Raw genomic sequence first — 23,462 nt, 5'->3', positions numbered from 1 at the left:
GTCTGCACCATGCTCCGACTCGCTACGCTCGCTGCGCTCGTTGCGGCGCTCGCGCTCCCCACCGCCGCGCAGGACGCAACCGCCGCGCAGGACGCACCGACGTACTCGCTTACCCTGGTCACCGACAACGACGCAGGCGGCAACGCCAACGTCGTCACCGACGACGGCTTGGTCGGCGGATCGATTGCGCTCTTCGACGCCGACGGGCCCCTCGACCCCTCCGAGGCCTACCTCTGGCAGGACGGCCAGATCATCTGGCAAGGCTCGCTCGGGCCGAGCAGTGCCGGCGTGGCCGACATCAACGCGGCGGGCGACGTAGCCGGCGTGGCCGCCGAGGCCGGCGACGGCTTCAACGGCGAGTTCCGCGCGTTCTTCCGCGCCGACGGCGGCGAGCCCGTCGGGATGCCTGGGCTCCCGCTCCAGGAGGGCTTCGACCTCGTCTCGTCGAGCTTCGACCTCAACGACGCCGGCCTCGTCGTCGGCAACGCGCGTACCGACGACCCGGCGTGGGAGGGGGGCTCATTCAACGCCTACCACGCGGTCGTATGGACGCCGAGCAGCGAGGGCACTTACGCCGTCACCGACCTCGGGACGATCGGCGGCGGGTTCAGCCGGGCCGTCGGGATCAACAACGCCGGGGTCATCGCCGGGGCGGCGGTCCCCGCCGAGGGCGACGACATTATCCGCGCCGTGCGCTGGCTCCCCAACGGCGACGGGACGTACACCATCGAGGACCTCGGCGTGGTCTCCCCCGGCGACACCTTCTCCGAGGCCAAGGAGATCAACGAGAAAGGGCAGATCATGGGCGAGCGGTTCGGGCCAGGTGACGAACTCACCCCGGTCATCTGGGAGCCCGACGGCACCGCGCGGCGCTACACCAATCCGGACGGTATCCTCGGATGCACAGCCGAGGACTTCAACGAGGCCGCGTGGGTCGTCGGGCAGTGCAATGACCTCAATGATCCGAACCGCATCCAGGCCTCGGTGTGGATCGACGAAACGCTCTTTTTGCTCCGTGACCTCGTCGACGACTCGGCCGACGGGTGGACATTCCAGCGCGCCGTCGGGATCAACAACCTCGGATGGATCGTCGGCGTCGGGCAGCGCGCGGGGTTTTTCGACAGCGAGGGGCGGCCCGAGAACTTCGGTTTCCTCCTCAAGCCCGCCGAGCCGGTGGCGAGCGAGCCTGGGACTCAGGACGGCGCGCTCGCCTTCACTGCGGCACCGAATCCTCTCGGCCGCTCCGGTACGCGCCTGTCGTTTACGCTCCCCGATGCGCGCGATGCGTCGGTCGAGGTGTTCGACGTGCAGGGCCGCCGCGTTCGGTCGCTGGAGGCCGGAGCGCTCGCCGCCGGGTCACACACGCTGGGGTGGGACGGACGCGACGGCGCGGGGCGCCTGCTGCCGAGCGGGGTCTACCTGGTCCGGCTCCGGGCCGGGGACGAGACCCTTACGTCTCGGGTGACGGTGCTCCGCTGAATCCCCGAGCCACTTGCAGGTCAGCCCTCGCCGATACGCTCGGCGAGGGCCTCTTCCTGGACCTGGGCGAGCGGCTCCAACGGCGGGCGCACGTTCCGCCAGCGGGCGTCGCCCGTGCGCCGGGCAAGCAGCGCCTTCATCGCTGGAATCGGCGGGTACGCCTGGACGGCGAGGCGGACCCGCCGCACGTCTTCGAACGCGGTGTCCGCTGCTCCGGGATCGTCGTGGACCAGACGAGCCAGGCGGACGAGCGCGGGCGCGTTGACGTTGGCTGTTGCCGTGATGCAACCGGGGCTGCCCACTGCAAGGGCTTGCGGCAGCAGCAACTCGGTGCCGGGATAGACCGTCAGCCCGCCGATCTCCAGGAGGGCCGAGGTGTTCGCCCCGTCACCCGACGAGTCTTTGATCCCGACGACCGTTTCGGGAAACGCTTCGCGCAGCCGCCGGACGAGCGGGACCGACAGCCCGACGCCCGCCACCTGCGGGATGTGGTAGAGCACCACACGCAGCGCTGGGTGACCGACCGTTTCGACGAGCCGAGCGAAGTAGGCAAACAGGCCCTCGTCCGAGACCGACTTGAAGTAGAACGGCGGCAGCACGAGCACGCCGGCACAGCCTAGCTCCGCCGCGTGCCGGGTGAGGTAGACCGTATCGGGCAGACTCGTCAGCCCGGTGCCCGGGATCAGTCTGCTCGCGGGAACGCCGGCCGCCACGAGCCGGTCGAGCACACGCATCCGCTCCTCCAGCCCCACTGACGCCGCCTCGCCCGTCGTCCCGAACGGGATCAGTCCCGCGCACCCTTGCGCCAGCAGATGCTCCGCGTGCGCGACGTACAGCGCCTCGGCAATGCGCCCGTCGTCCTCGAACGGTGTGAGGTTCGGCGCGAGGATGCCAGACGGAAGGACGCTCCCGCCCATGCTACAGCGAGAACGACTCGCCGCAGGCGCAGGTGCGGGACGCCTGCGGGTTGTGGAAGTGGAAGCCCTGGCCCTCCAGCCCGTCCGAGAAGTCGAGCGTCGTGCCGTCGAGGTAGAGGAAGCTCTTGCGGTCCATCACCACCCGCAGCGGCTCCTCGCCGACGACCTGGTCGGTCTCGCCAAAGGTCGTGTCCCAGCCGAGGTCGTAGGTCAGCCCCGAGCAGCCGCCCGAGACGACGGCGACGCGGAGGAACTGCTCACCGCCGACGCCCTCGCGCTCGGCGATCTCGTGGAGCCGGCTGGCGGCGGAGTCGGTGATCGTGATGCCTTCCATCGCAAGATCAGGCTGGTGCTGAGTCGGGAGGTGTCCGCCGGCGCGGGGACCCTACAGGATACGTCTGAAGTTCCACGCTTCGTGCCCTTCCCCGCCGCAGCGCGCGGCTTGAGGAGAACTTAACAGGGGCCGGGCAACCCTTTGGAGCGCGCAGCATACCATCGTTCCGAGAGGCAAGTTTCCCACACGACCTGCTCTTAGCGCTAACCGACTATGCCGACGTACACCGAGCATGACCTAATCGCCGACATCGAGAAAGAGGAAGGCGGTTACAAGTATGGTTTCGTCACCGAGACCGACGCCGACACGATCCCGGAGGGCCTCAGCGAAGACGTGGTCCGCCTGATCTCTGAGAAGAAGGGCGAACCCGAGTGGATGCTCGAGTGGCGCCTCAAAGCCTACCGCCACGTTCTGAAGCTCCTCGAAGACGACGCCCACTACCCCCGCTGGGCCCACCTCGACTACACCGAGCCGGACTTCCAGGCGATCTCCTACTACTCCGCCCCCGGCAAGAAGCCGAAGTACAACTCGCTCGACGAGGTCGACCCCGAACTCCTGGAGACCTTCGAGCGGCTCGGCATCTCGCTCGTGGAGCAGAAGCGGCTCGTCGGGATCGAAGAAGAGACCGTGCCGGTTGCGGTCGACGTGGTGATGGACTCCGTCTCGGTCGCGACGACGTTCAAGGAAGAACTCGCCCGGCAGGGGATCATCTTCTGCTCGCTCGGCGAGGCCATCGCGGACCACCCCGAGCTCGTGCAGGAGTACCTCGGGTCGGTCGTGCCGTACACGGACAACTTCTACGCCGCGCTCAACTCGGCCGTCTTCTCGGACGGCTCGTTCTGCTACATCCCGAAGGGCGTCCGCTGCCCGATGGAGCTCTCGACCTACTTCCGCATCAACGAGGCCGGGACGGGCCAGTTCGAGCGGACCCTCATCATCTGCGAGGACGGTGGCTACGTCTCCTACCTCGAAGGCTGCACGGCCCCGATGCGCGACGAGAACCAGCTCCACGCGGCCGTCGTCGAGATCGTCGCCAAGCCCGACGCGGAGGTCAAGTACTCGACGATTCAGAACTGGTACCCGGGCGACGAGGACGGCGTCGGCGGCATCTACAACTTCGTCACCAAGCGCGGCATCTGCGAGGACCGCGCCAAGATCAGTTGGACTCAGCTCGAGACCGGCTCGGCGGTGACGTGGAAGTACCCGAGTGTGATTCTCAAGGGCGACGACTCCGTCGGCGAGTTCTACTCGGTGGCCTTCACGAAGGGCGCGCAGCAGGCCGACACGGGGACCAAGATGATCCACCTCGGCAAGCGCACCAAGAGCACGATCATCTCGAAGGGCGTCTCGGCCGGGACCTCGAACAACTCGTACCGCGGCCTCGTCAAGATCAACAAGAAGGCCGAGGGCGCGCGCAACTTCTCGCAGTGCGACTCCCTCCTCTTGGGCGACCAGTGCGGCGCGCACACCTTCCCCTACATCGAGATCAACAACTCGACGGCGAAGGTAGAGCACGAGGCGACGACCTCGAAGGTGGGCGAGGACCAGATGTTCTACTGCCAGCAGCGTGGCATCTCGGAGCAGGACGCGCTCAACCTCATCGTCAACGGCTTCGCCAAGCAGATCCTGGCCAAGCTCCCGATGGAGTTCGCCGTCGAGGCCCAGAAGCTCCTCTCGATCCAACTCGAAGGGTCGGTCGGCTAACCCCGCAGCGATGTCGCCGCTTGGTCCAACGTGCGGCCAGCCCCACCGTACGGGCGACCACATGGGGTCGCCCCTACGATCAATCGCCTTTAACTCCGTCTCTGAATCCCAACCGCCATGCTCGAGATCACGAACCTGCATGCCTCGATTGAGGACAACGAAATCCTCAAGGGCCTGACCCTGACGGTCAACCCCGGCGAGGTCCACGCCATCATGGGGCCGAACGGCTCCGGCAAGTCCACGCTCGCCAATGTCCTCGCCGGGCGCGACGAGTACGAGATCACCGACGGCTCGGTGACCTACAACGGGCAGGACCTCCTGGAGATGGACCCCCGAGGAGCGCGCCCGCGACGGCGTCTTCCTCGCCTTCCAGTACCCGGTCGAGCTCCCCGGCGTGAGCACGATGCAGTTCCTCCGCACGGCCGTGGGCGCGATGCGCGAGCACCGGGGCGAGGAGGAGATGAACGTCGCCGCCTTCATGAAGCTCATGCGCGAGAAGGCCGACTTCGTCAACCTCGACCACCGGCTCATGCAGCGCTCGGTCAACGAGGGGTTCTCGGGCGGCGAGAAGAAGCGCGCCGAGATCTTCCAGATGGCCATGCTCGACCCGAAGCTCGCCATCCTCGACGAGACCGACTCCGGCCTCGACATCGACGCGCTCAAGATCGTGAGCGAGGGCGTGAACAAGCTCCGCGGCGAGGACCGGGCGTTCGTGCTCATCACCCACTACCAGCGCCTCCTGAACTACATCGTGCCCGACGTGGTCCACATCCTGATGAACGGCCGCATCGTGAAGTCCGGCGGCAAGGAGCTGGCTCAGGAGCTCGAGGCCAAGGGCTACGACTGGATCCGCGAGCACGCCGAGGACGCCGTCGCCGCGTAAATAATTTCGTACGGGCAGGTTTGAAATCTGCCCCTACCGCGAACGACCGACCGCCGCACCCGCCATGATCGACACGCTGGAACCCACTCCCACTTTGGAAAAAGACTTCACCTTCACCGAGCGCATCGCTGCGGCGCACGAGCACGCGGCGCTGCACACCAACGGCCACCCCGAAGCCTTCCGCGACCTCCGCGAGCGTGCCCGCGCGGCGTTCGACGCCCTGGGCATTCCGGGCCGCAAGGACGAGGCCTGGAAGTACACCAACATCGAGCGGGCGCTCCGGCACGACTACGCGCTCCTCGACCCGGACGCCGCAGCGGTCAGCGCCGAAGACGTAGCCGACCTCCGCATCGAAGGCCTCGACGCGAGCACGCTCGTCGTCGTCAACGGCGTCGTGGACCTCGGGCTCTCCGACCTCGGCGCGTTGCCGGACGGCGTGACGGTCGGCAGCCTCCGCGAGGCGGGCGAGAGCGTGCATGCGCAGGCCGTGCAGCGCGCCTTCGGGCAGTACGCGAACGCCGAGGAGGACGCTTTCATCGCGCTCAACACCTCGTTCGAACTCGACGGCGTCTTCCTCCAGGTCGAGCGCGGCGTGACGGTCGAGCGGCCGGTCCAGATTATCCACGTCACCGACGCCGACCGCGACGCGTTCGTGCAGACGCGCAACCTCTACCTGTTCGGCGAGAACTGCGAGGCGCTCGTCGTCGAGACCTACCACTCGGCGGGCGGGGCCAAGACGTTCGGCAACCGGGTCTCGGAGATCGTCGTCGAGCGCGAGGCGCGCGCGAGCGTGCTCCAGCTCCAGACCGAGGGCGCGGACGCCTCGCAGGTCAACACGCTCCAGGTCTACCAGGAGGAGAAGAGCTACTTCGCCGCGCACACCTATACGCTCGGCGGCGCGCTCGTGCGCAACAACATCAACGCCGTTCCCAACGGCGAGCACTGCGAGACCCACCTCTACGGCCTCTACATCCTCGACGGCCAGCAGCACGTCGACAACCACACGCTCGTCGACCACGCCAAGCCGAACTGCTTCTCGAACGAACTCTACCGCGGGATCGTCGACGACCGCTCGACGGGCGTCTTCAACGGCAAGGTCTTCGTCCGGCGCGATGCGCAGCAGACGAACGCCTACCAGTCCAGCCAGGGCGTGGTGCTGAGCGACAGCGCGAGCCACCACTCGAAGCCCGAGCTCGAGATCTACGCCGACGACGTGAAGTGCTCGCACGGCTCGACGACCGGCGAGGTGGAGCCGGAGCACGTCTTCTACCTCCGCAGCCGGGGCCTGAGCGAGCAGCAGGCGAAGTCCCTCCTGCTCTACGCCTTCGCGCACGACATCGTCACCGAGCTCCCGCACGAGGCGCTCCGCACCTACCTCGACGACCTCATCGAGGTCCGCCTCAACGCACAACTGTTGAGGGATTGAGGGATTGGAGAATTGAGGGATCGGTCCCTGGTCCGTCCCACTCTCCCATCCCCCGGTCATTCAATCCCCCGATACAATGGATCCTTTCGAACCGCTCGACTCGCCGCTCGACCGCGAGCAGGACTTCGGCCCCATCGGGGCGCAGGTCGTGGAGGTGCTCAAGGGCATCTACGACCCCGAAATTCCGGTGCCGATCTGGGACCTCGGGCTGATCTACCTCATCGACGTGGACGACAGCAACGAGGTCTACATCAAGATGACGCTTACGGCCCCGAACTGCCCCGCCGCCGAGAGTATGCCCGCCGAGGTGCAGGAGAAGGTCTCCCACATCCCCGAGGTGCGCGGCTGCAAGGTGGACATCACCTTCGCCCCGCCCTACCACCCGGACTACATGACCCCCGAGGCGAAGATGACGCTAGGGTTCATGTAATTGAGGGGATGAGGGACCGGAGGATTGAGGGAGTGATCGCCGGTACTCCTCGCTCTTCCGATCCTCCAATCATTCAATCCTCCGATGCCAAGCCTCCCGCTTTCACCTTCTGAGGTCCCGCTCCTCGATGTGCCCGAGGGCGAGCGCCCGTGCTACCTCGACTCGGCGGCGACCTCGCTCAAGCCGAAGGCGGTCGTGGACCGGATCGCCCGGTTCTACGCCTTCGAGAACGCCCCTGTCCACCGGGGCGTCTACGAGCTGAGCGCGAGGGCGACGGATCTCTACGAACAGGCGCGGCGGACGGTCGGTGCGTTCGTCGGCGCGAGCGCGGAGTCGGTCGTCTTTACGCGGGGGACGACGGAGGGGCTGAACCTCGTGGCGCGGTCGTGGGGCGAGGAGCGGGTCGGGCCGGGCGACGAGATCCTGCTCTCGCCGCAAGAGCACCACTCGAACTTCCTCCCGTGGCAGGAACTGGCGAAGCGGACGGGTGCCACGCTGGGCTTCCTCCCGCTCCAGGCCGACGGCACGATTGACGCCGACGCCTCACTCGACCTCATCGGCCCAGCGACGAAGCTCGTGGCGATGACCCACGTCTCGAACGTGCTGGGTATCGAAAACCCGGTGCGCGAGGTCTTCGCCGCCGCGCAGTCGGTCGGGGCCCTCACGGTGCTCGACGGCGCGCAGAGCGTCCCGACGCGGCCCGTGGACCTGGCCGACCTCCACTGCGACGCGCTCACCTTCGGTGCCCACAAAATGCTCGGCCCGACCGGCATCGGCGCGCTCGTGGCCCGGCCCGAGGTGTTGGAGGCGATGACGGTCTATCAGACCGGGGGCGGGATGATCCGCACGGTCGCGGTCGAGGGCTCGGACTACCTCGACGGGTACCTGCGCTTCGAGGCGGGGACGCCGCACGCGGCCGGGGCCGTCGGCTTTGCGGCGGCGTGCGACTACCTCACCAGCCTGAGCTACGAAGACGAGACCGGGATGGCGGCCGTGGCAGCCTACGAGCGCGCCTGGGGACGGTACGCGACCCGCCAGATCCGAGCGATCCCGGGGGTCCGCCTCATCGGGCCGCCTGGCGAGCACGAGGCCGAGGGCGGGATCGTCGCGCTCCAGCTGGAGGGGCTCCACCCGCATGACCTCGCGGTGCTCCTCGACGCGCAGGGCGTGATGTGCCGCGCCGGTCACCACTGCACGATGCCGCTCCACGCCCACCTCGCCGGGGGCGGTGCCTACCCCGCGACCTCGCTCAGGGCGAGTGCCTACGTCTATAACCCCCTCGCCGACGCCGACCGGCTCGCCGAGGCGCTCCAGGTCGCGCATGAGACACTCACGCGGCGGCGCACGGTCTCAGCCGGTTGACGGGGCAGCACTCCGGGGCTTCTGCGGATAGTCCCGGCCTGGACCCGTTACGCTGACTTGGCCTGAACAGGGTCTGTCTGGGCTGGCATAGACTCTGCCCGCTCCGGTCCATCGACCTGTTTCATCCTGCGCCTTGCCTTCATGGGCCACGTACCCGCGACGTCTTCCCTCACTTCCCCCGAGCGAATCCTCGAACGGGCGATCCGCAACCCGTCCTCGACCGTCTGGCTCGGGCCGGTCCGCGTCATCACGCCGCGCTTCGAGGAGGCCCTGGACTTTTACTCCGGCACGCTCGGTCTCTCGCTCCGGACCGTCGAGCGCCACCCGCTCCACATTGACCGGCTCCGCGCCGTGCTGATCGACGCCGAGGGGCGCGACATGATCGAACTCGTCGAGACGCCGGGCGACGCCGCGCGCACGAGCGAGTCGGTCAGCCAGCTCAGCTTCCGGCTGCCGAAGCGCTCCTGGCACGCCCTCCGCGCCCGGCTCAACACCCAGGCCGTCGGCTACACCGAGCGGCACGACACGCTGATCCTCCACGACCCCGACGGTCTCCGCCTCAAAGTCACCGGCTGCGACTGAGCCTGCTGCTCATTCGTCGTTCGTCACTCGTCGCTCGCACCTCCCCTCACCAGCTTCCCGACGCGCCGCCCCCGCCGGAGGAGCCGCCGCCCCCGCTGAACCCGCCGCCGGACGCCCCCCCGCTACTGCTCGACCGGCCGCCGACGCTGAACGACAGCCCGCCGATGCTCACCTTCGTCTTCAAGCCCTTCTTCGTCCGCTCGCGAACCTCCTCGCGCTTGGCCCGCCACGTCGGCGACCGACTCATATAGATGTCCGCCGCGAGCCAGAGCACCAGAAACGTCGGCCCTACGGCGAACCCGTAGGGCATCGGGAAGACGAAGATGCTGCCAACCCCGATGAAGGCGAGGAAGAACAGGAAGGTGAAATACCGCACGCACCCCGGCGTGAACAGCGTCATCGTCGCAATCCCCGCCGGGATCAGGACGTGCGTAAAGCCGAAGATGAGGCGGACGAACCAGGGAATGTCCTCGCTGCCTCCACCGCCGTCGGCCGGCTCGTAGGTACCCTCAATCGTGCCGAGGATGGAGGTGACCCCGGCGAGCGTGCCGCCGTCGTAGTCGCCGCTGCGGAAGGCCGGGACGAAGTCGCCGCGGATGATCCGGCCCGCCTGCGCGTCGGTCAGGTCGCCCTCCAGCCCGTAGCCGACCTCGATCCGCATTTCGCGGTCGTCGCGGGCGATGAGGACGAGGACGCCGTTGTCGAGGTCGGCCTGCCCGAGGCCCCAGGTGTTGAAGACCTCGTCCGCCAGGCGCTCGACCGACTCGCCTTCCAGCGACGGGATCGTCAACACGACGACCTGGTTGCTCGTGGCCTCCTCGTGCGCTTCGAGCTGGTCGGCGAGGGCCTGCTCGGTGGCAGCGTCGAGCACCTCGGCGCGGTCCACGACGCGCCCGGTAAGGGCCGGCACCGCCGGCTGCGCGTGGGCGGCGCAGGCGGCGAGCAGCACGAGGATGGGCAGGCGGCGCATCGGTTCACGCTGGCGTGTGACCCGGATACGACCCGAGGACGCGCACGGAGTCGTTCAGCGCCCCGAGGTCAACGAGGGCGGAGGCCAGCGGCTCGGCCTCGGCGTCGCCCTCGATGTCGACCAGGTAGCGGTACGCGCCCGGCTGACCGGGGCGCGGGCGCGAGACCACGTTGTAGACTGCGAGCCGGCGGCCGACGAACGCGGTCAGGCTGCGGAAGAGCGCGTTCGGCACCTCGGTCTTCGGGGTGAGGACGAGCGTCGTCTTGGTAGCCGGACCGCCCGGCGCGGTGCCCGCCGGGGCGATCAGCCAGGCGCGGGCCGCGCTACCGTCCGCCGGCTCCCACCGCTCGCCGACGATGCGGACGGCCTCGGTCTCCAGCAGCGCGTCCAGCACCCCGATGTCGCTCCCCGCCATGCCGTCTTCCACGGTGACCATCCCGCGCTCGGCCTCGCCCGACGCGAGGGTATCGATCACCCGCTCCCCACGGGTGAGGGCGAGCAGGTCGGCTTCGGGCGCGAGCGCGAGCGCGGCGGCTTTGGCACCAGGCGTTCCGTCGAAGGCGAGCGTCATCACATCTGCTCCGGTGCGGTGATGCCGAGCACGTCGAGGCCGCCCGCGAGCGTGATCCGGGCTGCCCGCGCGAGGGCGAGGCGGGCCGCCGCGAGGTCCGGCGCTTCGCCGACGATGTGGCAGTCGCGGTAGAACGCGTTGAAGGCGGTCGCCACGTCGCGGAGGTAGGTCGCCAGGCGGTGCGGCTCGTAGCGGGCGGCGGCGTCCGCGATGCGCTCGGGCAGGCGGAGGAGCTCTTTCATCAGCGCCGTCTCGCTCTCGTGCGCGAGGAGGCTCCAGTCCGGCGTGTCGGTGACCGCGACGCCGGTCTCCTCGGCCTTGCGCTCAATCGAGCGGATGCGGGCGTGGGCGTACTGGAGGTAGAACACCGGGTTTTTCTCGCCCGCCTCCTTCGCCAGGTCGAGGTCGAAGTTGAGGTGCGTGCCGGGGCTGAGCATGAGGAAGAAGAACCGCACCACGTCCGGCCCGACCTCGTCGATGAGGTCGTCGAGCGTGACGAAAGTCGCCTTCCGCGTGCTCATCTTGACCGGCGTCCCGCCGCGGACGAGCGTCACGAACTGGTAGACGACGACGTCGATCTTGGAGGCGTCGCCGCCGAGGGCCTCGACGCCGCGGAGCACGTCGGGGTAGGTGGCGATGTGGTCGGCCCCGAAGATGTCCACGACCCGGTCGAAGCCGCGCCGTCCGTTTACCGGACGGGAGAGCTTGTCGAGGTGGTAGGCGATGTCGGGCAGCCGGTAGGTCGGCTCGCCGGACGACTTGACGAGGACGGTGTCGACGGGCTGGTCCTCGCCGTCTTCGTTCGTCACCGTCTTGCCGAGCGCGCCCGTCTTGAACCAGATGGCTCCATCTTTGTCGTAGGCGAGGTCCTGCTCGCGGAGGTTCGCCACGGCCTCCCAGACGGCGTCGTTGTCGTAGAGCGAGCGCTCGTTGAAGTGCTCGTCCATCTCGACCCCGAGCCGCTTCAGCGTCGCCTCGATGTCGGCGAAGATGGCGGTCTGCGCGGCCTGCTGGAACGGGCCGGTATCGTCGGAGCGGACGGCCTCCATCAGCCCGTTGCCATGCTCGTCCACGAGGTCCTGGGCGATGTCGATGATGTAGGCACCCCGGTAGCCGTCATCGGGAAACCGCTCCGGGACGAGGGTGCCGTCGTCGAGGGTCTTGGTCGGCGTGTCGGGATTGGCGAGCGCTTCGTAGCGGGCGCGGACGCTCTCGCCGAGGACGCGCATCTGGCGGCCGGCGTCGTTGAAGTAGTACTCCCGCGTGACCGTGTAGCCCGACCAGTCGAGGAGGTTGGCGACGGTGTCGCCGAGGACGGCGTTGCGCCCGTGCCCGACCGTCAGCGGCCCGGTCGGATTCGCCGAGACGTACTCGACAATCGCCGTCTGCCCGGTCGGCTCGGCGCGGCCGTAATCGATGCCCTGCTGCAAGAGGTCCGCGATGCCGCTCGTGAGGTAGGCGTCGGCGAAGCGGAAGTTGATGAACCCCGGCCCGGCGATCTCGACGGCGGCCACGCGCTCGGGGTCGAGATCGAGACCGGCAACGAGCGCCTCGGCGATCTGCCGAGGGGCGCGGCGGAGCGGGCGGGCGAGCTGCATCGCGGCGTTCGTGGCGAGGTCGCCGTGCTCCGGCTGCGCGGGCGTCTGGAACTCGACCTCGAACGCCGCCGGGTCGAAGTCGTCGGGCAGGTCCGGGAGACCCGCCAGGGCCGCGCGGACAAGCTGGGTGAGATACTCGGTCATGAGACGTCGGGACAAACAAGGACTCAGTCCTCTGGCAAGTTGAGACTGCCACGCTTCCTAACTTTGTCATCCCGGACCCCGATCCGGGATCTGAGACGAGGCTTGGAGATCCTGAACGCGAAGCCTCCCTGCAGGGAACCAAGTTCAGGATGACATACCTGTCTAAAGTGAGCTTGCCGAGCAGTCTCTCAAATGATAGGCACCGGCGTCCGGGCGATGGGGGCCGCCTCCCGAGGCCGGCACGCAGGTTTCAATGAATTCGCTGCCGCCGCGCGGGGCTCGGATGTAGATTACCGCTCTCGTCACCTCGCTGCTGCCATGCGCCTCTTCGCCTTCCTCCTCCTCGCCCTCGTCCTCGCCGGCTGCGGTTCGACCTCCTCGCCTCGCGTCGGCGGCGGCGGCGTGCCAGCCTCCGAGCCACCGCCTGACCCCGCGCCCCCTGCCGACGCCGCGAGCAGCGCCGATGTGCTCATCGGGAGCGTCTCGATCACCGGCGAGTGGACCGCGGTCGGGGCCCTAGACGAGCCCGACGCCGACACCGACCTGCGGAGCGGGATGCTGGTCCGGCGGCTGACCGTTGAGCGCGGCGGGGCCGCCATCCTCTCCGGCGAGGACCGCCGGGCGGGCACCCAGCCGGAATACTACGACGGCCAAGTCACCGGCAACGCCCTCACCTTCGACGACCTGCCGGGCGAAGCCACGCTGGAGATCCGCAGCGACGGCCGCCTCGTCTTCACCGACCCGCGCGGGCGGCGGACGGTCTACGAGCGCGAGTAGGGGCTTGATTAGTCAAGCCCCTACGTTCAACCTCAAGACCTGTAGATCGAGAACTCGTCGCGGCGGGCGTAGAGGTTGACCGCCATCGCCACGAGGATCGTGTTGGCGAGCAGCGCCGAGCCGCCGTACGACACCAGCGGCAGCGGAATCCCGATCACCGGCACCACGCCGATCGTCATTCCGACGTTGATGATGACGTGGGTCAGGAAGATGCCGGCCACGCCCGCGGCGAAGACCTTGATGAAGGTGTGCGCCGCCCAGCTTCCGAGCGAAGCCAGCCGGATCAGCAGGTACCCGAAGAGCGCGAGCACGGTCATCGTCCCGAGGAACCCAAACTCCTCGCCGATCACGGTGAAGATGAAGTCCGTCGACTGCTCGGGGATGAACGCGAGCTGGGTCTGGGTGCCCTGCATGTAGCCCTTGCCGAGCAGCCCGCCCGAGCCAATCGCGGCCTTCGACTGGATGACGTGGTAGCCGGTCGTCGAGGCGAAGGCCTCGGGGTTGGTGAAGGCGATGATGCGGCTGACCTGGTGCGGCTTGAGGATCTGCGTCAGCCCGAGCCACGCTGCGATCCCGAAGACGCCGGTGAAGGCGAACGCCGCGGCGCTCCACCACTTGTCGCGCGTCGTGGCGAGGATGGCAGCGGTGAAGAGGAGCGCGAAGATCAGCACGTAGAGCGGGAAGGCCGCGTCGTTCTGGACGACGGCGAGGTAGCCCGCGACGGCCGGAGCCACCATGAGCGCCATCAGCGAGAGCGGGACGCCGCCCCAGAAGAGCACGAACGGAATCATCGCCAAGAAGATCAACGCCGTTCCGGTCTCGTTCTGCGCGATGATGATGACGACCGGGAGGAGGACGATCCCGACCGCGACGAGCGTGTAGCGGAGCCGCCCGGTGCGCGCCTGCTTCGAGGCCAGAAACTTCGCCACCGCCATCAGGGTGCCGATCTTCGCCAGTTCCGCCGTCTGCAGCCCGAACGGCCCGACGTACAGCCAGGCCTTCGCCCCGTTGACGACGCGCCCGAAGAGCAGCGTCGCCACCAGGAGCGCGATCACGACGGCGTAGGCCGGGTACGAGACCCGGTCCCAGAACCGCGCCGGGATCAGCAGGATCACGAAGAACGCCACCGCCGAGATCGCGAACCAGGTGAACTGCCGGTCGAAGTTGCGCTGCACCGAGTCCAGCAAGAACTCGGAGGCCGGGCCATGCGTGGCGCTGTAGATGGCCGTCAGGCCGACGGCCACGAGGCCCGACCACGCGAGCATCGTGCTCCAGTCGATGTTCTTGTACCAGGTGCGGTTCATGTGGATGCGTTCACGGTAGGGGCGCAGCATGCTGCGCCCCTACGGAAGATTACCTTTCCTCAACTGCGTTCTCGATGGGCTCGCTGCGCTGGGCGCGCGTGAACTCGACGAGGCCGGGGCGGCCGATCTCGCCGGTGAGGTACTGCTCGATCAGCAGGCTCGCAATCGGTGCCGCCGCTGTCGAGCCGTAGCCGGCGTTCTCGATGATCGCGGCGACCGCGATCTGGGGGTCGTCGGCCGGGGCGTAGGCGATGAAGACGGAGTGGTCCTCGCCGTGCGGGTTCTGGCTCGTCCCGGTCTTGCCCGCCACGGCGATCCCCTCGATCTGCGCGCGCCGCGCCGTACCGGCCTCGACGACGAGCTCCATCCCGCGCCGGACGATGTCGAGGTTCTCGTCCGAGATCGGGATCGACCGGGCGCTGTGCCTCGGCTCGACCCGCTCGCCGGTCTCGGTGTCGAGCTGGTGACCGACGAGGTGCGGCGTGACGAGGCGGCCGCCGTTGGCGATCGCGGCGGTCTGGCGGGCGAGTTGGAGCGGGGTGGTCCCCATGTTGCCCTGCCCGATGCCGAGGTTGATCGTCACGCCCGGCCCCCAGCCGTGCGGGAAGATGCGGTCGAAGTAGGACGAGTCCGGGATGAGGCCAGGGCGCTGGTCCGGGAAGTCGAGCGGGGCGAGCGTGCCGAAGCCGAAGCGCCGCGCCCAGTTGCTCCAGGTCGTGAGGTCGAGGCGCTTCCCGCCAATCCGGTCGTTCATCAGGCGGAAGTAGAACGTGTTGCACGAGACCTGGATCGAGCGCTTGACCGAGATGTTGCCGTGCGAGCCGCCGTGGCACTTGAAGAGCCGCCCGCCGAGGACGTAGCCGCCGCCGCAGTAGAGGTCGGTGTCCTCGGTAATCATCCCCTCCTCCAGGGCGACGGCCGCCATGAACGGCTTCCAGGTCGAGCCCGGCGGCTGGCTGCTCTGGGTGGCGCGGTTGAAGAGCGGCTTGGCCTCGTTGCGGTAGATGTAGTCGACGAAGTCCTGGCTGAGCCGCCCGGCGAACTTGGTCGGGTCGTAGTCCGGCGCGCTCGCCATGGCGATGATGCCGCCGTCCTGGGCGTCGAGGGCGACGACGCCGCCGCGCATGTTCACCATCAGGCTCTCGGCGAGGGCCTGGACTTTGGCGTCGAGCGTGAGGTGGAGCTCGTAGCCGCTCTGGGGGTCGATGTCCTCGGTCCCCTCCTCGAACGGCATCACCTCCATGCCGTGGACGTTGACGAGGACGAACTCGCGCCCCGGCCGCCCGCGGAGCACGGTCTCGTAGGACTCCTCGATCCCGGTCTGGCCGACGATGTCGCCGAGGCGGTAACCTTCCTGGCGGCGCTGCTCCAGTTGGCTGTCGGTGATCTCGCGGACGTAGCCGAGAGCGTGGCTCGCGCGGGCCTCGGTGTGGTAGCCGCGCTTCTGTGCGATCTCGAACCCGACGCCCGGCAGCCGCCAGCTCTCCTCCTTGACGCGGGCGAACGCCTGGAACGGGATGTCCTTGAGGAAGAGCGAGCTCTTGAACGAGGAGTAGTCGCGGATCTCGTCGTACTTCGCCTCGGCGAGCGAGTCCGGGACCCCGGCGAGGCGGGCGAGCAGGCCGAGCTTCTCGCGCTCGAAGTAGCGCGGCGCGAGCGTCAGCGAGTAGATCGGCTCGTTGTCGACGAGGAGGATGCCGTTGCGGTCGTAGATCAGCCCGCGCGCCGGGCCGACGACCTTCTGGTCGACGGAGTTGGCGAGGGCCTCGTCGCTGTACTGCCCCCGGTCGAGGAGTTGCATCTGCACGAGCCGGACCGAGAGCAGGCCCAGCAGGATCACGACGAGGCCGGAGAAGATGGCGAGCCGGAGGCCGCTCTTTTCCTGGACGGCGAGGAGGTCGGGTTTCATCGCGTGCACGCGCTGGTCGAGGGTCGAAGGGGAGAACGGGCGAGCGCCGCCGTTCGTCCGCAACGATAGCGACATTTAGAAACGGTGGGAGCAGCGTTCTCCCTTTAACGGTGAGGCGACGAGGACAGTCGGGGGGCAGGCGTTGAGGTGCGCCTCATGCAACGCTCTCAAGCTCCCGGCCTCTGTATTCGTCATCCCCGCCCGTTCGGCTGCGCTCAGGACAGGCTCCGGTGGGGACCCACAGGTGAAGCCAGCCGGTGGGCCCCGGATCGGGGTCCGGGATGACTCCGAGGGGCCGGAAGTCTTTGAGTGCGTTGTGGCAGGAGTTCAGGGCTTTGCTGGTCTTGCTCGAGGGAAGAGTCGGGCTTGCCGAACGCTCGGTTACACGCCACCAGTGCTGCGCGGATTCGTCTGTTACACATCTTTGACATTCCGGTGGGCACGTTCCCCAGTCTCTGTCCGTTGATTCCGTGACGAGGCCGACACCCGCCGGGCAATCCGCGCCGGCTCAGGGCCGGCTCTCCACCGGTCACCGCCTGCTGCTTCCCGTCCAGCGGCTTTGTCTGGTTCCCGAAGGACCCTAGCCCCATATTTAGGGTACATCGTTACTCACCAGCGCGGCCGCACCGGCCAGCCGTTCGCCTCGGAGGGCAGTTCTCGATCCCCTTTGTTACTCGCCGCCGCCTTGTGCCCGGCTACGCAGACACACCTTCGTTCCTGGTGCCGCACCGCGCGGCACCGCTGACTCCTGGCATTATGAACGCATCGGCCCTCCGACTCGCGGGTCTCCGGTCCCTCACGCTCTTCGCAGTCGCGCTCTTCCTCGCTGCGCCGGTGCAGCAGGCGGCGGCGCAGTACTTCGGCCGCAACAAGGTCCAGTACGACGACTTCGACTTCCGCGTGCTCGAGACCGAGCACTTCGACATCTACTACTACCCCGAGGAGGAGCAGGGCGTGCGCGACGCCGCCCGCATGGCCGAGCGCTGGTACACCCGCCTCTCGGCGATCCTCGACCACGAGTTCGACGAGCGCAAGGCGATCGTGCTCTACGCCGACGACGCGGACTTCCAGCAGACGAACGTCATCAGCGGCCAGATCGGGCAGGGCACGGGCGGCGTGACGGAGGGCTTCAAGCAGCGGATCGTGATGCCGCTCACCGGCTCGTACGAGGACACCGACCACGTCCTCGGGCACGAGCTCGTCCACCAGTTCCAGTACGACATGTCGCAGCGCGGCGGCACGTTCGCCAACTTCATCCGGCTGCCGCTGTGGATCGTCGAGGGCTTCGCCGAGTACCTCTCGGTCGGGCGCGAGGACGTGCACACGGCGATGTGGATGCGCGACGCCGTCCTCCGCGACGCCTTCCCGACGCTCGAGCAGCTCTCGCGCGACCCGCGCTACTTCCCCTACCGCTACGGCCAGGCGTTTTGGGCCTACGTCGGCGGCACCTACGGCGACGAGGGGGCCGTCAACCTCTTCAAGACCTCGCTCGCGATGCCGCTCGACTCGGCCATCGTGAGCGTGACGGGGCTGACGCCGGACTCGCTCGGCGCGCGCTGGGGACGGGCCGTGGCCGAGACCTACACGCCGTTCATGGCGAACAAGGAGGCCCCGCCCTACATCAACGAGAACCGCGTCGACATCGTGGAGCTTGAGGCTCGGCTCGACTCGCTCGGCGTGACGGCGATGGCGGGCCGCCGCCTCCTCGCCCGCGAACTCGACGGCGGCAACGTCAACGTCTCCCCGGTCGCCAGCCCGGACGGGCGCTACGTGGCCTACCTCTCCGACCAGGACCTGTTCGGGATCGACCTCTTCCTGGCCGACGCCCGCACCGGCGAGGTGCTCCGCAAGCTCGGCGACGTGTCGAGCGACGGGCACCTCGACGCGCTCCGGTTCATCAACTCGGCCGGGACGTGGAGCCCGGACGGGCAGAAGTTCGCCTTCGTCGTCTTCGTCGAGGGCGACAACGAGATCGCCGTCTTGGACGTGGAGACGCGCGAGATCGAGCGGCGCATCCGCGTGACCGACATCGGGGCGATCAAGGACCCGGTGTGGAGCCCGGACGGGCGGCAGATCGCGTTCACCGGCATCAAGGGCGGCCTCAGCGACCTCTACTTGGTCAACGTCGAGGGCGGGACGGCGCGGCAGCTCACCAACGACCGCTACATGGACCTCCAGCCCGCCTGGAGCCCCGACGGCCAGACGCTCGCCTTCGCCACCGACCGCGGGCCGGGGACCTCCTTCGACCGCATCGCCACGGCCGCGCCGCGCCTCGCGCTGTTCGACCTCGGGACGAGCGAGATCGAGCTGCTGTCGCTCTTCGAGGGGGCCAAGCACATCAACCCGCAGTTCAGCCCCGACGGCGAGAGTCTCTACTTCGTCGCCGACCAGGGCGGCTTCTCGAACGTCTACCGCACCGCGCTCGCCTCGGGCGAGGTCTTCCAGGTGACCGACGTCGCCACCGGCATCAGCGGCATCACCGACCTCTCGCCGACGCTGTCGGTGGCCGCGCAGTCTGGGACGGTGATGTTCTCCGTCTTCGAGGCGCAGAGCTACAACGTCTACACGCTCGACGCGGCCCAGGCGCAGGGCACGCCGCTGTCGGACGCCGCGCCGTCGGCTCCGGTCGAGGACGGGGGCGTGGCGATCGCCGGGCTGCTGCCGCCGGTGGACGCGCTCGGCCGGAGCAAGGTCGACGGCTACCTCGCCGACAAGACGACCGGCCTGCCGGGCACGCGCGACTTCCCCGACACGGCCTACAAGCCGAAGCTCGGGCTCGACTTCGTGACGCAGCCGACGGTCGGCGCGGGCTACGACCCGTTCTACGGCTTCGGCGTGGGCGGCGGGATCGCGATGCGCTTCTCCGACGTGCTCGGCAACAACATCGTCGGCGCCTCGATCCAGGCCAACGGGTCGTTCAAGGACATCGGCGGCCAGGTGTTCTACCTCAACCAGCGCCGCCGCCTCAACTGGGGCGGGTCCGCCTCGCACATCCCGTTCCTCCAGGTGCTCGGCGTCGGCGACGACCCGGACACGGGCTTCGATACGTTCTTCTTCCGCCGGATCTACCTTACGCAGGTGTCGGGGCTGGCGGCGTACCCGCTCTCGCAGACGCGCCGCCTGGAGGGCAACCTCGGTGTCCGCCGCATCGGCTACGACTACGAGTACAACGACATCGAGCGCGTTAGCGGCGGCTTCCGGCAGGGGGGCCGGCGCGGGATCGACGGCGCGGACATCGGCTTCCGCGACGACGCGCTCTACCTCGCCGAGGGCGGCGGGGCCTTCGTCGGCGACTACTCGTTCTTCGGGTTCACGTCGCCGGTGCGCGGCGGTCGCTACCGCTTCGGGCTGGACGGGACGGTCGGCTCGCTCAACTACCTGACGGCCACGGCCGACTACCGGCGCTACCTCTTCGCGCGGCCGTTCACGTTCGCTGCCCGCGTGCTCCACTACGGGCGCTACGGCTCGGACGCCAGCAGCGGCGAGCTCTTCCCGCTCTACCTCGGCTACGGCACGCTCGTGCGCGGCTACCGGTTTACCTCGCAGCAGGAGCGCGACCTAGACGGCTTCCTCCAGGACCGCCTCTTCGGCAGCAGCATCGGCGTGGCGAGCGCCGAGGTCCGCCTCCCGTTCTTCGGCACGAGCGAGTTCGGCCTCGTCAACTTCCCCTACCTCCCGACCGAGCTAACGCTCTTCGCCGATGCCGGGCTGGCCTGGGGCCAGACCCAGGACCGGTTCTTCGGGGTGGGCGGCGAACTCGGGCGGCCGTTCTCGGCAGCGAAGCCGGTCTACAGCGCCGGGGCCTCGGCCCGCGTCAACGTCCTCGGCGCGCTCATCCTGGAGGTCTACTACGCCGTCCCGTTCTCGCGCCAGGGCACGCCGACCGTCTGGGGCCTGAACTTCTCACCGGGCTGGTAGGGCCGGAGGACGGAAGACAGTAGACGGAGGACACACGAGCGCTATCTTCGGGCGATCCAACCGTCTTCCGTCTTCTGTCCTCGGTCTACCGATATCTCCGTCCGCTTCTCTTCCGGCTCGGCACCGAGACGGCGCATGGCGCGGCGATGCAGGGGGCGCGGCTGGCGGGAGTAGCTCCGGCGCTGCTCCGCCCCTTCCGAGTCGCGGACGCGGCGCTGGGGCAGCGGCTGTGGGGGTGCGAGTTCGCCAATCCCGTCGGGCTGGCGGCGGGGTTCGACAAGAACGCGGCGCTCGTCGGAGCCTGGGCGGCGCTCGGGTTTGGGTTTGCCGAGGTGGGCTCGGTGACGGCGCACCCGAGCGACGGCAACCCGACGCCGCGGGCGTTCCGGCTGCCCGAGGACCGCGCGCTCGTCAACCGGATGGGCCTGAACAACGAGGGGGCCGACGCCGTCGCCGCGCGGCTGCGCGCAGAGCGCAGGGCGCGGCCAGTTCCGCTCGGGATCAACCTCGCCAAGACGCACGACCCGTCGATCCTGGGCGATGCCGCGACCGAGGACTTCCTCCACAGCTTCCGCCGCCTCGCGCCGCTGGCGGAGTATGTCGCGCTCAACGTCTCGTGCCCTAACACGGCCGAGGGCAAGACCTTCGAGGAGCCGGCGGCCTTCGACGGGCTGCTGGGCGCGGTGATGGCGGAGCGCACAGCCCTCGGCCTCGCGGTGCCCGTCCTCGTCAAGCTCTCGCCCCCTGCCGACGTGGCATTCGACTCTGGACCCGTCGACACGCTCGTCGACATCGCGCTGGGCCACGGCGTGGCGGGCTTCGTGGCGACGAACACAGCGTCGGACCGCGCCGGACTGCGGACCGCCGCCGCCCGGCTGGAGGCGATGGGGCGCGGCGGCCTCAGCGGCCGGCCGCTTGCGGCGCGCTCGGTGGCGCTCGTCCGCCACCTCTACCGCCGGACCGAGGGCCGCCGCCCGATCATCGGCGTCGGCGGCGTGGACTCGCCCGAGGCTGCCTACCGGATGGTCCGCGCCGGGGCCTCGCTCGTCGAGGTCTACACCGGCTTGGTCTACGAGGGCCCAGGGCTGGTCGGCCGAATTAACCGAGGCCTCGTGCGGCTGCTGGAGACTGACGGCTTCGCCTCTGTCGGCGAGGCCGTGGGGACAGCAGCATGAGCGGCGAGTCCTCTAGGCGGGCGCAGCCGTGCTGCGCCCCTACACGGTTGGCGCGGAGCGCGGCGGCCTCGGTAGCTTCGCCTTCCGATCTCGCGCACCGTCCTCTGTCTCACCGTCCTCGGTCCCACCGTCCTCCGTCCCACCGTCCCGATGCGTGACCGACTGAAACAGGAATGGGCGCTGCTCCGCGAGCAGGTGGCCGGGATCGACCGGCAGGCGGCCGTCGTGCTCGTCGCGGCAGCGGCGCTCGTGATCCTGCACTCGCAGATCGGGAGCCGGGGGTTCTTCCGCGAGACCTTTGCTGAGACGGTCGCGCCGGAGCACCTGGGGCTGGGGTCGTGGGCGTGGCGGTTCGTGACGCAGGGCGTGCTTGGCTTCGTCGTTCCCGTCGCCCTCTTGGTGGTCTTCTTCAAGCGGAAGCCGTCCGAGATCGGCCTCGGGCTGGGCGACTGGCGGCTGGCGTCGCTGATCGGCGGGCTCTACGTGCCGGTCGTCGCGCTCGGGACGTGGGTGCTCTCGGCGGACCCGGCGTTTCAGTCGACCTACCCGCACCTCCGCACCGCGTCGGCGGACTGGCAGACGTTCGTGCTCTACGAGCTGCTCTACATCTTCTACTGGATCGGGTGGGAGTACCTGTGGCGGGGGTTCGTGCTCTTCGGGACGGCCCCGGCGTTCGGCTACCTCGCGGTCGTCGTGCAGACGGTGCCGTTTGCGATCCTCCACGTGGGCAAGCCGGCGGCCGAGGCGTACCTCTCGATCCTCGGCGGTCTCGCCCTCGGCGCGCTCGTGTGGCGGTGCCGGAGCTTCTGGATCGCCGTCCCGCTCCACGCCGTGCAGATGCTCCTGATCGACCTCTTCTGCACGCTCCGCCTCCGCACCGGCGCGAGCGGGATCGGGCCCGCGGCCTTCTTGGAGGCGCTGCGCGGACTTGGCAGCTAACAGCGGTTCGTTTGGAAAAGAGAGCGCGCCCCCCTATACTCGGTGTCAGGCTTCCTCTTCTCCCGAACGGTATCCGGTATGCGTGCTCTGCTCCTGCTCTTACTTCTCACCCTCGTCGCCCCTGCCTTTGCGCAGGACGGCCTCGTATCCTCCGCCGAGACGGACCGGAGGGCCTACCGCTACGGCGAGACCATCACGTTCCGCTACACGATCACCAACACGACCGACGAGCCGATCACGTTCGTCATTGGGTGCCCAAATATCCCGGCCAACATCGACTACGGGCCGCTGCCCGGAATTCAGCAGTGCGCCGCGGCTGAACTTCCTTTCACGTTCGCGCCGAACGCGTCGCGGACCTGGGTGTGGGAGATCGCGCCGAACGTCCACGGCGTGCCGGAGACGACGGGGCGGCAGACCATCCGCGCCTATTTCGGCTGGAACATGGAGCTAGTCCCGGCTGAGGCGTCGTTCCTCGCCCGTCGCTACCTCGGCGGCCAGTTGGACGTCTTCCTCGCCGATGGGGTCACGCTTGCCGACGTGCGGGACGTGGGACAAGCGCTGAACGCACGCGTCGTTGAAGAGAACTTCTACAGCTACCTCGTCGAGATATCAGGGACGACGCTCGGAGACGCCATCGCTACCTATGAGGATGATCCGCGCTTCGACGCACTCGAACCGAACTACACTATTTACCCCAACGGTTACCCTAACGGCAATAGCCAACCAATACCTTCGGACCCCATCTTGACGGCCGATGCGGCGACAGCATCCGCGTCGCCGGTCCTCGAAGCCGCCTACCCGAACCCGTTTGCGACCTCGACCTCGTTCGCGCTGACGGTTTCATCCGACGGCCGGGCGACGGTGGCGGTCTTCGACCTCCTCGGGCGCGAGGTCGCTACGCTCCACGACGGGCCGCTCGCGGCGGCGGAGCATCATTTCACCTTCCACGCCAGCGCGCTGCCTGCCGGGGTGTACGTCGTGCGCGCCACCGGCGAAGGCTTCGCCGAGACCCGCCGCGTGACGCTTGCCCGGTAGCGGGC

The 23,462-nt window shown here is 68.6% G+C and carries 18 protein-coding genes and 1 pseudogene; 12 read left to right on the top strand and 7 right to left on the bottom strand.

Annotated features, from left to right (window positions below; translation table 11 throughout):
- Positions 1-9: 9 nt before the first annotated feature.
- Positions 10-1,479, top strand: a complete 1,470-nt coding sequence (locus AAGI91_06950; protein ID MEM1042354.1) for a FlgD immunoglobulin-like domain containing protein — start codon at positions 10-12, stop codon at positions 1,477-1,479.
- A 20-nt stretch (positions 1,480-1,499) separates the two neighbouring features.
- Here AAGI91_06950 and AAGI91_06945 read toward each other — a convergent pair whose 3' ends face one another.
- Both AAGI91_06945 and AAGI91_06940 read right to left on the bottom strand, forming a co-directional pair.
- Entirely contained in the window at positions 1,500-2,396 is an 897-nt protein-coding gene (locus AAGI91_06945; GenBank protein MEM1042353.1) for a dihydrodipicolinate synthase family protein, read from the bottom strand.
- A 1-nt stretch (position 2,397) separates the two neighbouring features.
- Entirely contained in the window at positions 2,398-2,730 is a 333-nt protein-coding gene (locus tag AAGI91_06940; GenBank protein ID MEM1042352.1) for an iron-sulfur cluster assembly accessory protein, read from the bottom strand.
- A gap of 213 nt (positions 2,731-2,943) precedes the next feature.
- Between AAGI91_06940 and sufB the strand changes: the two genes are divergently transcribed.
- The 6 genes and pseudogenes from sufB (at position 2,944) to AAGI91_06910 (ending at position 9,117) form a co-directional block, all read left to right on the top strand.
- A complete protein-coding gene (sufB, locus tag AAGI91_06935; protein MEM1042351.1) occupies positions 2,944-4,434 on the top strand; it encodes a Fe-S cluster assembly protein SufB in 1,491 nt (496 codons plus the stop codon).
- A 117-nt stretch (positions 4,435-4,551) separates the two neighbouring features.
- Positions 4,552-5,317: pseudogene (sufC, locus tag AAGI91_06930) on the top strand (Fe-S cluster assembly ATPase SufC).
- A 64-nt stretch (positions 5,318-5,381) separates the two neighbouring features.
- Positions 5,382-6,743 (top strand): Fe-S cluster assembly protein SufD, encoded by a 1,362-nt coding sequence (gene sufD / locus AAGI91_06925; GenBank protein MEM1042350.1) that lies wholly within the window; start codon positions 5,382-5,384, stop codon positions 6,741-6,743.
- 76 nt (positions 6,744-6,819) lie between these two features.
- Entirely contained in the window at positions 6,820-7,173 is a 354-nt protein-coding gene (locus AAGI91_06920) for an iron-sulfur cluster assembly protein (protein MEM1042349.1), read from the top strand.
- Between the two features lie 84 nt (positions 7,174-7,257).
- Positions 7,258-8,535, top strand: coding sequence for a cysteine desulfurase (locus AAGI91_06915; protein MEM1042348.1), 1,278 nt, complete (start codon positions 7,258-7,260; stop codon positions 8,533-8,535).
- Positions 8,536-8,676: 141 nt separating this feature from the next.
- Positions 8,677-9,117, top strand: a complete 441-nt coding sequence (locus AAGI91_06910) for a hypothetical protein (protein ID MEM1042347.1) — start codon at positions 8,677-8,679, stop codon at positions 9,115-9,117.
- Positions 9,118-9,163: 46 nt separating this feature from the next.
- On the opposite strand, the gene AAGI91_06905 is transcribed toward AAGI91_06910, so the two are convergent.
- Genes AAGI91_06905 through argS form a run of 3 tightly spaced genes read right to left on the bottom strand, consistent with a single transcriptional unit; the run spans position 9,164 to position 12,400 of the window.
- Positions 9,164-10,087, bottom strand: coding sequence for a TPM domain-containing protein (locus AAGI91_06905; GenBank protein ID MEM1042346.1), 924 nt, complete (start codon positions 10,085-10,087; stop codon positions 9,164-9,166).
- 4 nt (positions 10,088-10,091) lie between these two features.
- Positions 10,092-10,661, bottom strand: coding sequence for a hypothetical protein (locus tag AAGI91_06900; protein MEM1042345.1), 570 nt, complete (start codon positions 10,659-10,661; stop codon positions 10,092-10,094).
- Positions 10,658-12,400, bottom strand: coding sequence for an arginine--tRNA ligase (gene argS / locus AAGI91_06895; GenBank protein MEM1042344.1), 1,743 nt, complete (start codon positions 12,398-12,400; stop codon positions 10,658-10,660). Before argS ends, AAGI91_06900 begins: the two co-directional genes overlap by 4 nt.
- Positions 12,401-12,718: 318 nt before the next feature.
- Here argS and AAGI91_06890 point away from each other — a divergent pair, with 318 nt between their 5' ends.
- Complete coding sequence (locus AAGI91_06890; GenBank protein ID MEM1042343.1) at positions 12,719-13,177, top strand: hypothetical protein; 459 nt, start codon at positions 12,719-12,721, stop codon at positions 13,175-13,177.
- Between the two features lie 32 nt (positions 13,178-13,209).
- On the opposite strand, the gene rodA is transcribed toward AAGI91_06890, so the two are convergent.
- On the bottom strand, positions 13,210-14,481 hold the full coding sequence (gene rodA / locus AAGI91_06885; GenBank protein ID MEM1042342.1) for a rod shape-determining protein RodA: 1,272 nt from the start codon (positions 14,479-14,481) through the stop codon (positions 13,210-13,212).
- Between the two features lie 49 nt (positions 14,482-14,530).
- Entirely contained in the window at positions 14,531-16,390 is a 1,860-nt protein-coding gene (gene mrdA / locus AAGI91_06880; GenBank protein ID MEM1042341.1) for a penicillin-binding protein 2, read from the bottom strand.
- A 756-nt stretch (positions 16,391-17,146) separates the two neighbouring features.
- Here mrdA and AAGI91_06875 point away from each other — a divergent pair.
- The 4 genes from AAGI91_06875 (at position 17,147) to AAGI91_06860 (ending at position 23,457) form a co-directional block, all read left to right on the top strand.
- On the top strand, positions 17,147-20,308 hold the full coding sequence (locus AAGI91_06875) for a peptidase S9 (GenBank protein MEM1042340.1): 3,162 nt from the start codon (positions 17,147-17,149) through the stop codon (positions 20,306-20,308).
- 74 nt (positions 20,309-20,382) lie between these two features.
- The gene (locus AAGI91_06870) at positions 20,383-21,483 is read left to right on the top strand and encodes a quinone-dependent dihydroorotate dehydrogenase (protein MEM1042339.1); all 1,101 of its coding nucleotides are present in this window, start codon (positions 20,383-20,385) and stop codon (positions 21,481-21,483) included.
- Positions 21,484-21,633: 150 nt separating this feature from the next.
- Entirely contained in the window at positions 21,634-22,422 is a 789-nt protein-coding gene (locus tag AAGI91_06865) for a CPBP family intramembrane glutamic endopeptidase (GenBank protein MEM1042338.1), read from the top strand.
- Between the two features lie 78 nt (positions 22,423-22,500).
- The gene (locus AAGI91_06860; GenBank protein ID MEM1042337.1) at positions 22,501-23,457 is read left to right on the top strand and encodes a T9SS type A sorting domain-containing protein; all 957 of its coding nucleotides are present in this window, start codon (positions 22,501-22,503) and stop codon (positions 23,455-23,457) included.
- The last annotated feature ends 5 nt before the right edge of the window (positions 23,458-23,462 follow it).

Source organism: Bacteroidota bacterium (assembly GCA_038746285.1).
In the GTDB taxonomy this organism is placed as follows: Bacteria; Bacteroidota; Rhodothermia; order Rhodothermales; family JANQRZ01; genus JANQRZ01.
This window is presented reverse-complemented; position numbering and strand designations above follow the sequence as displayed.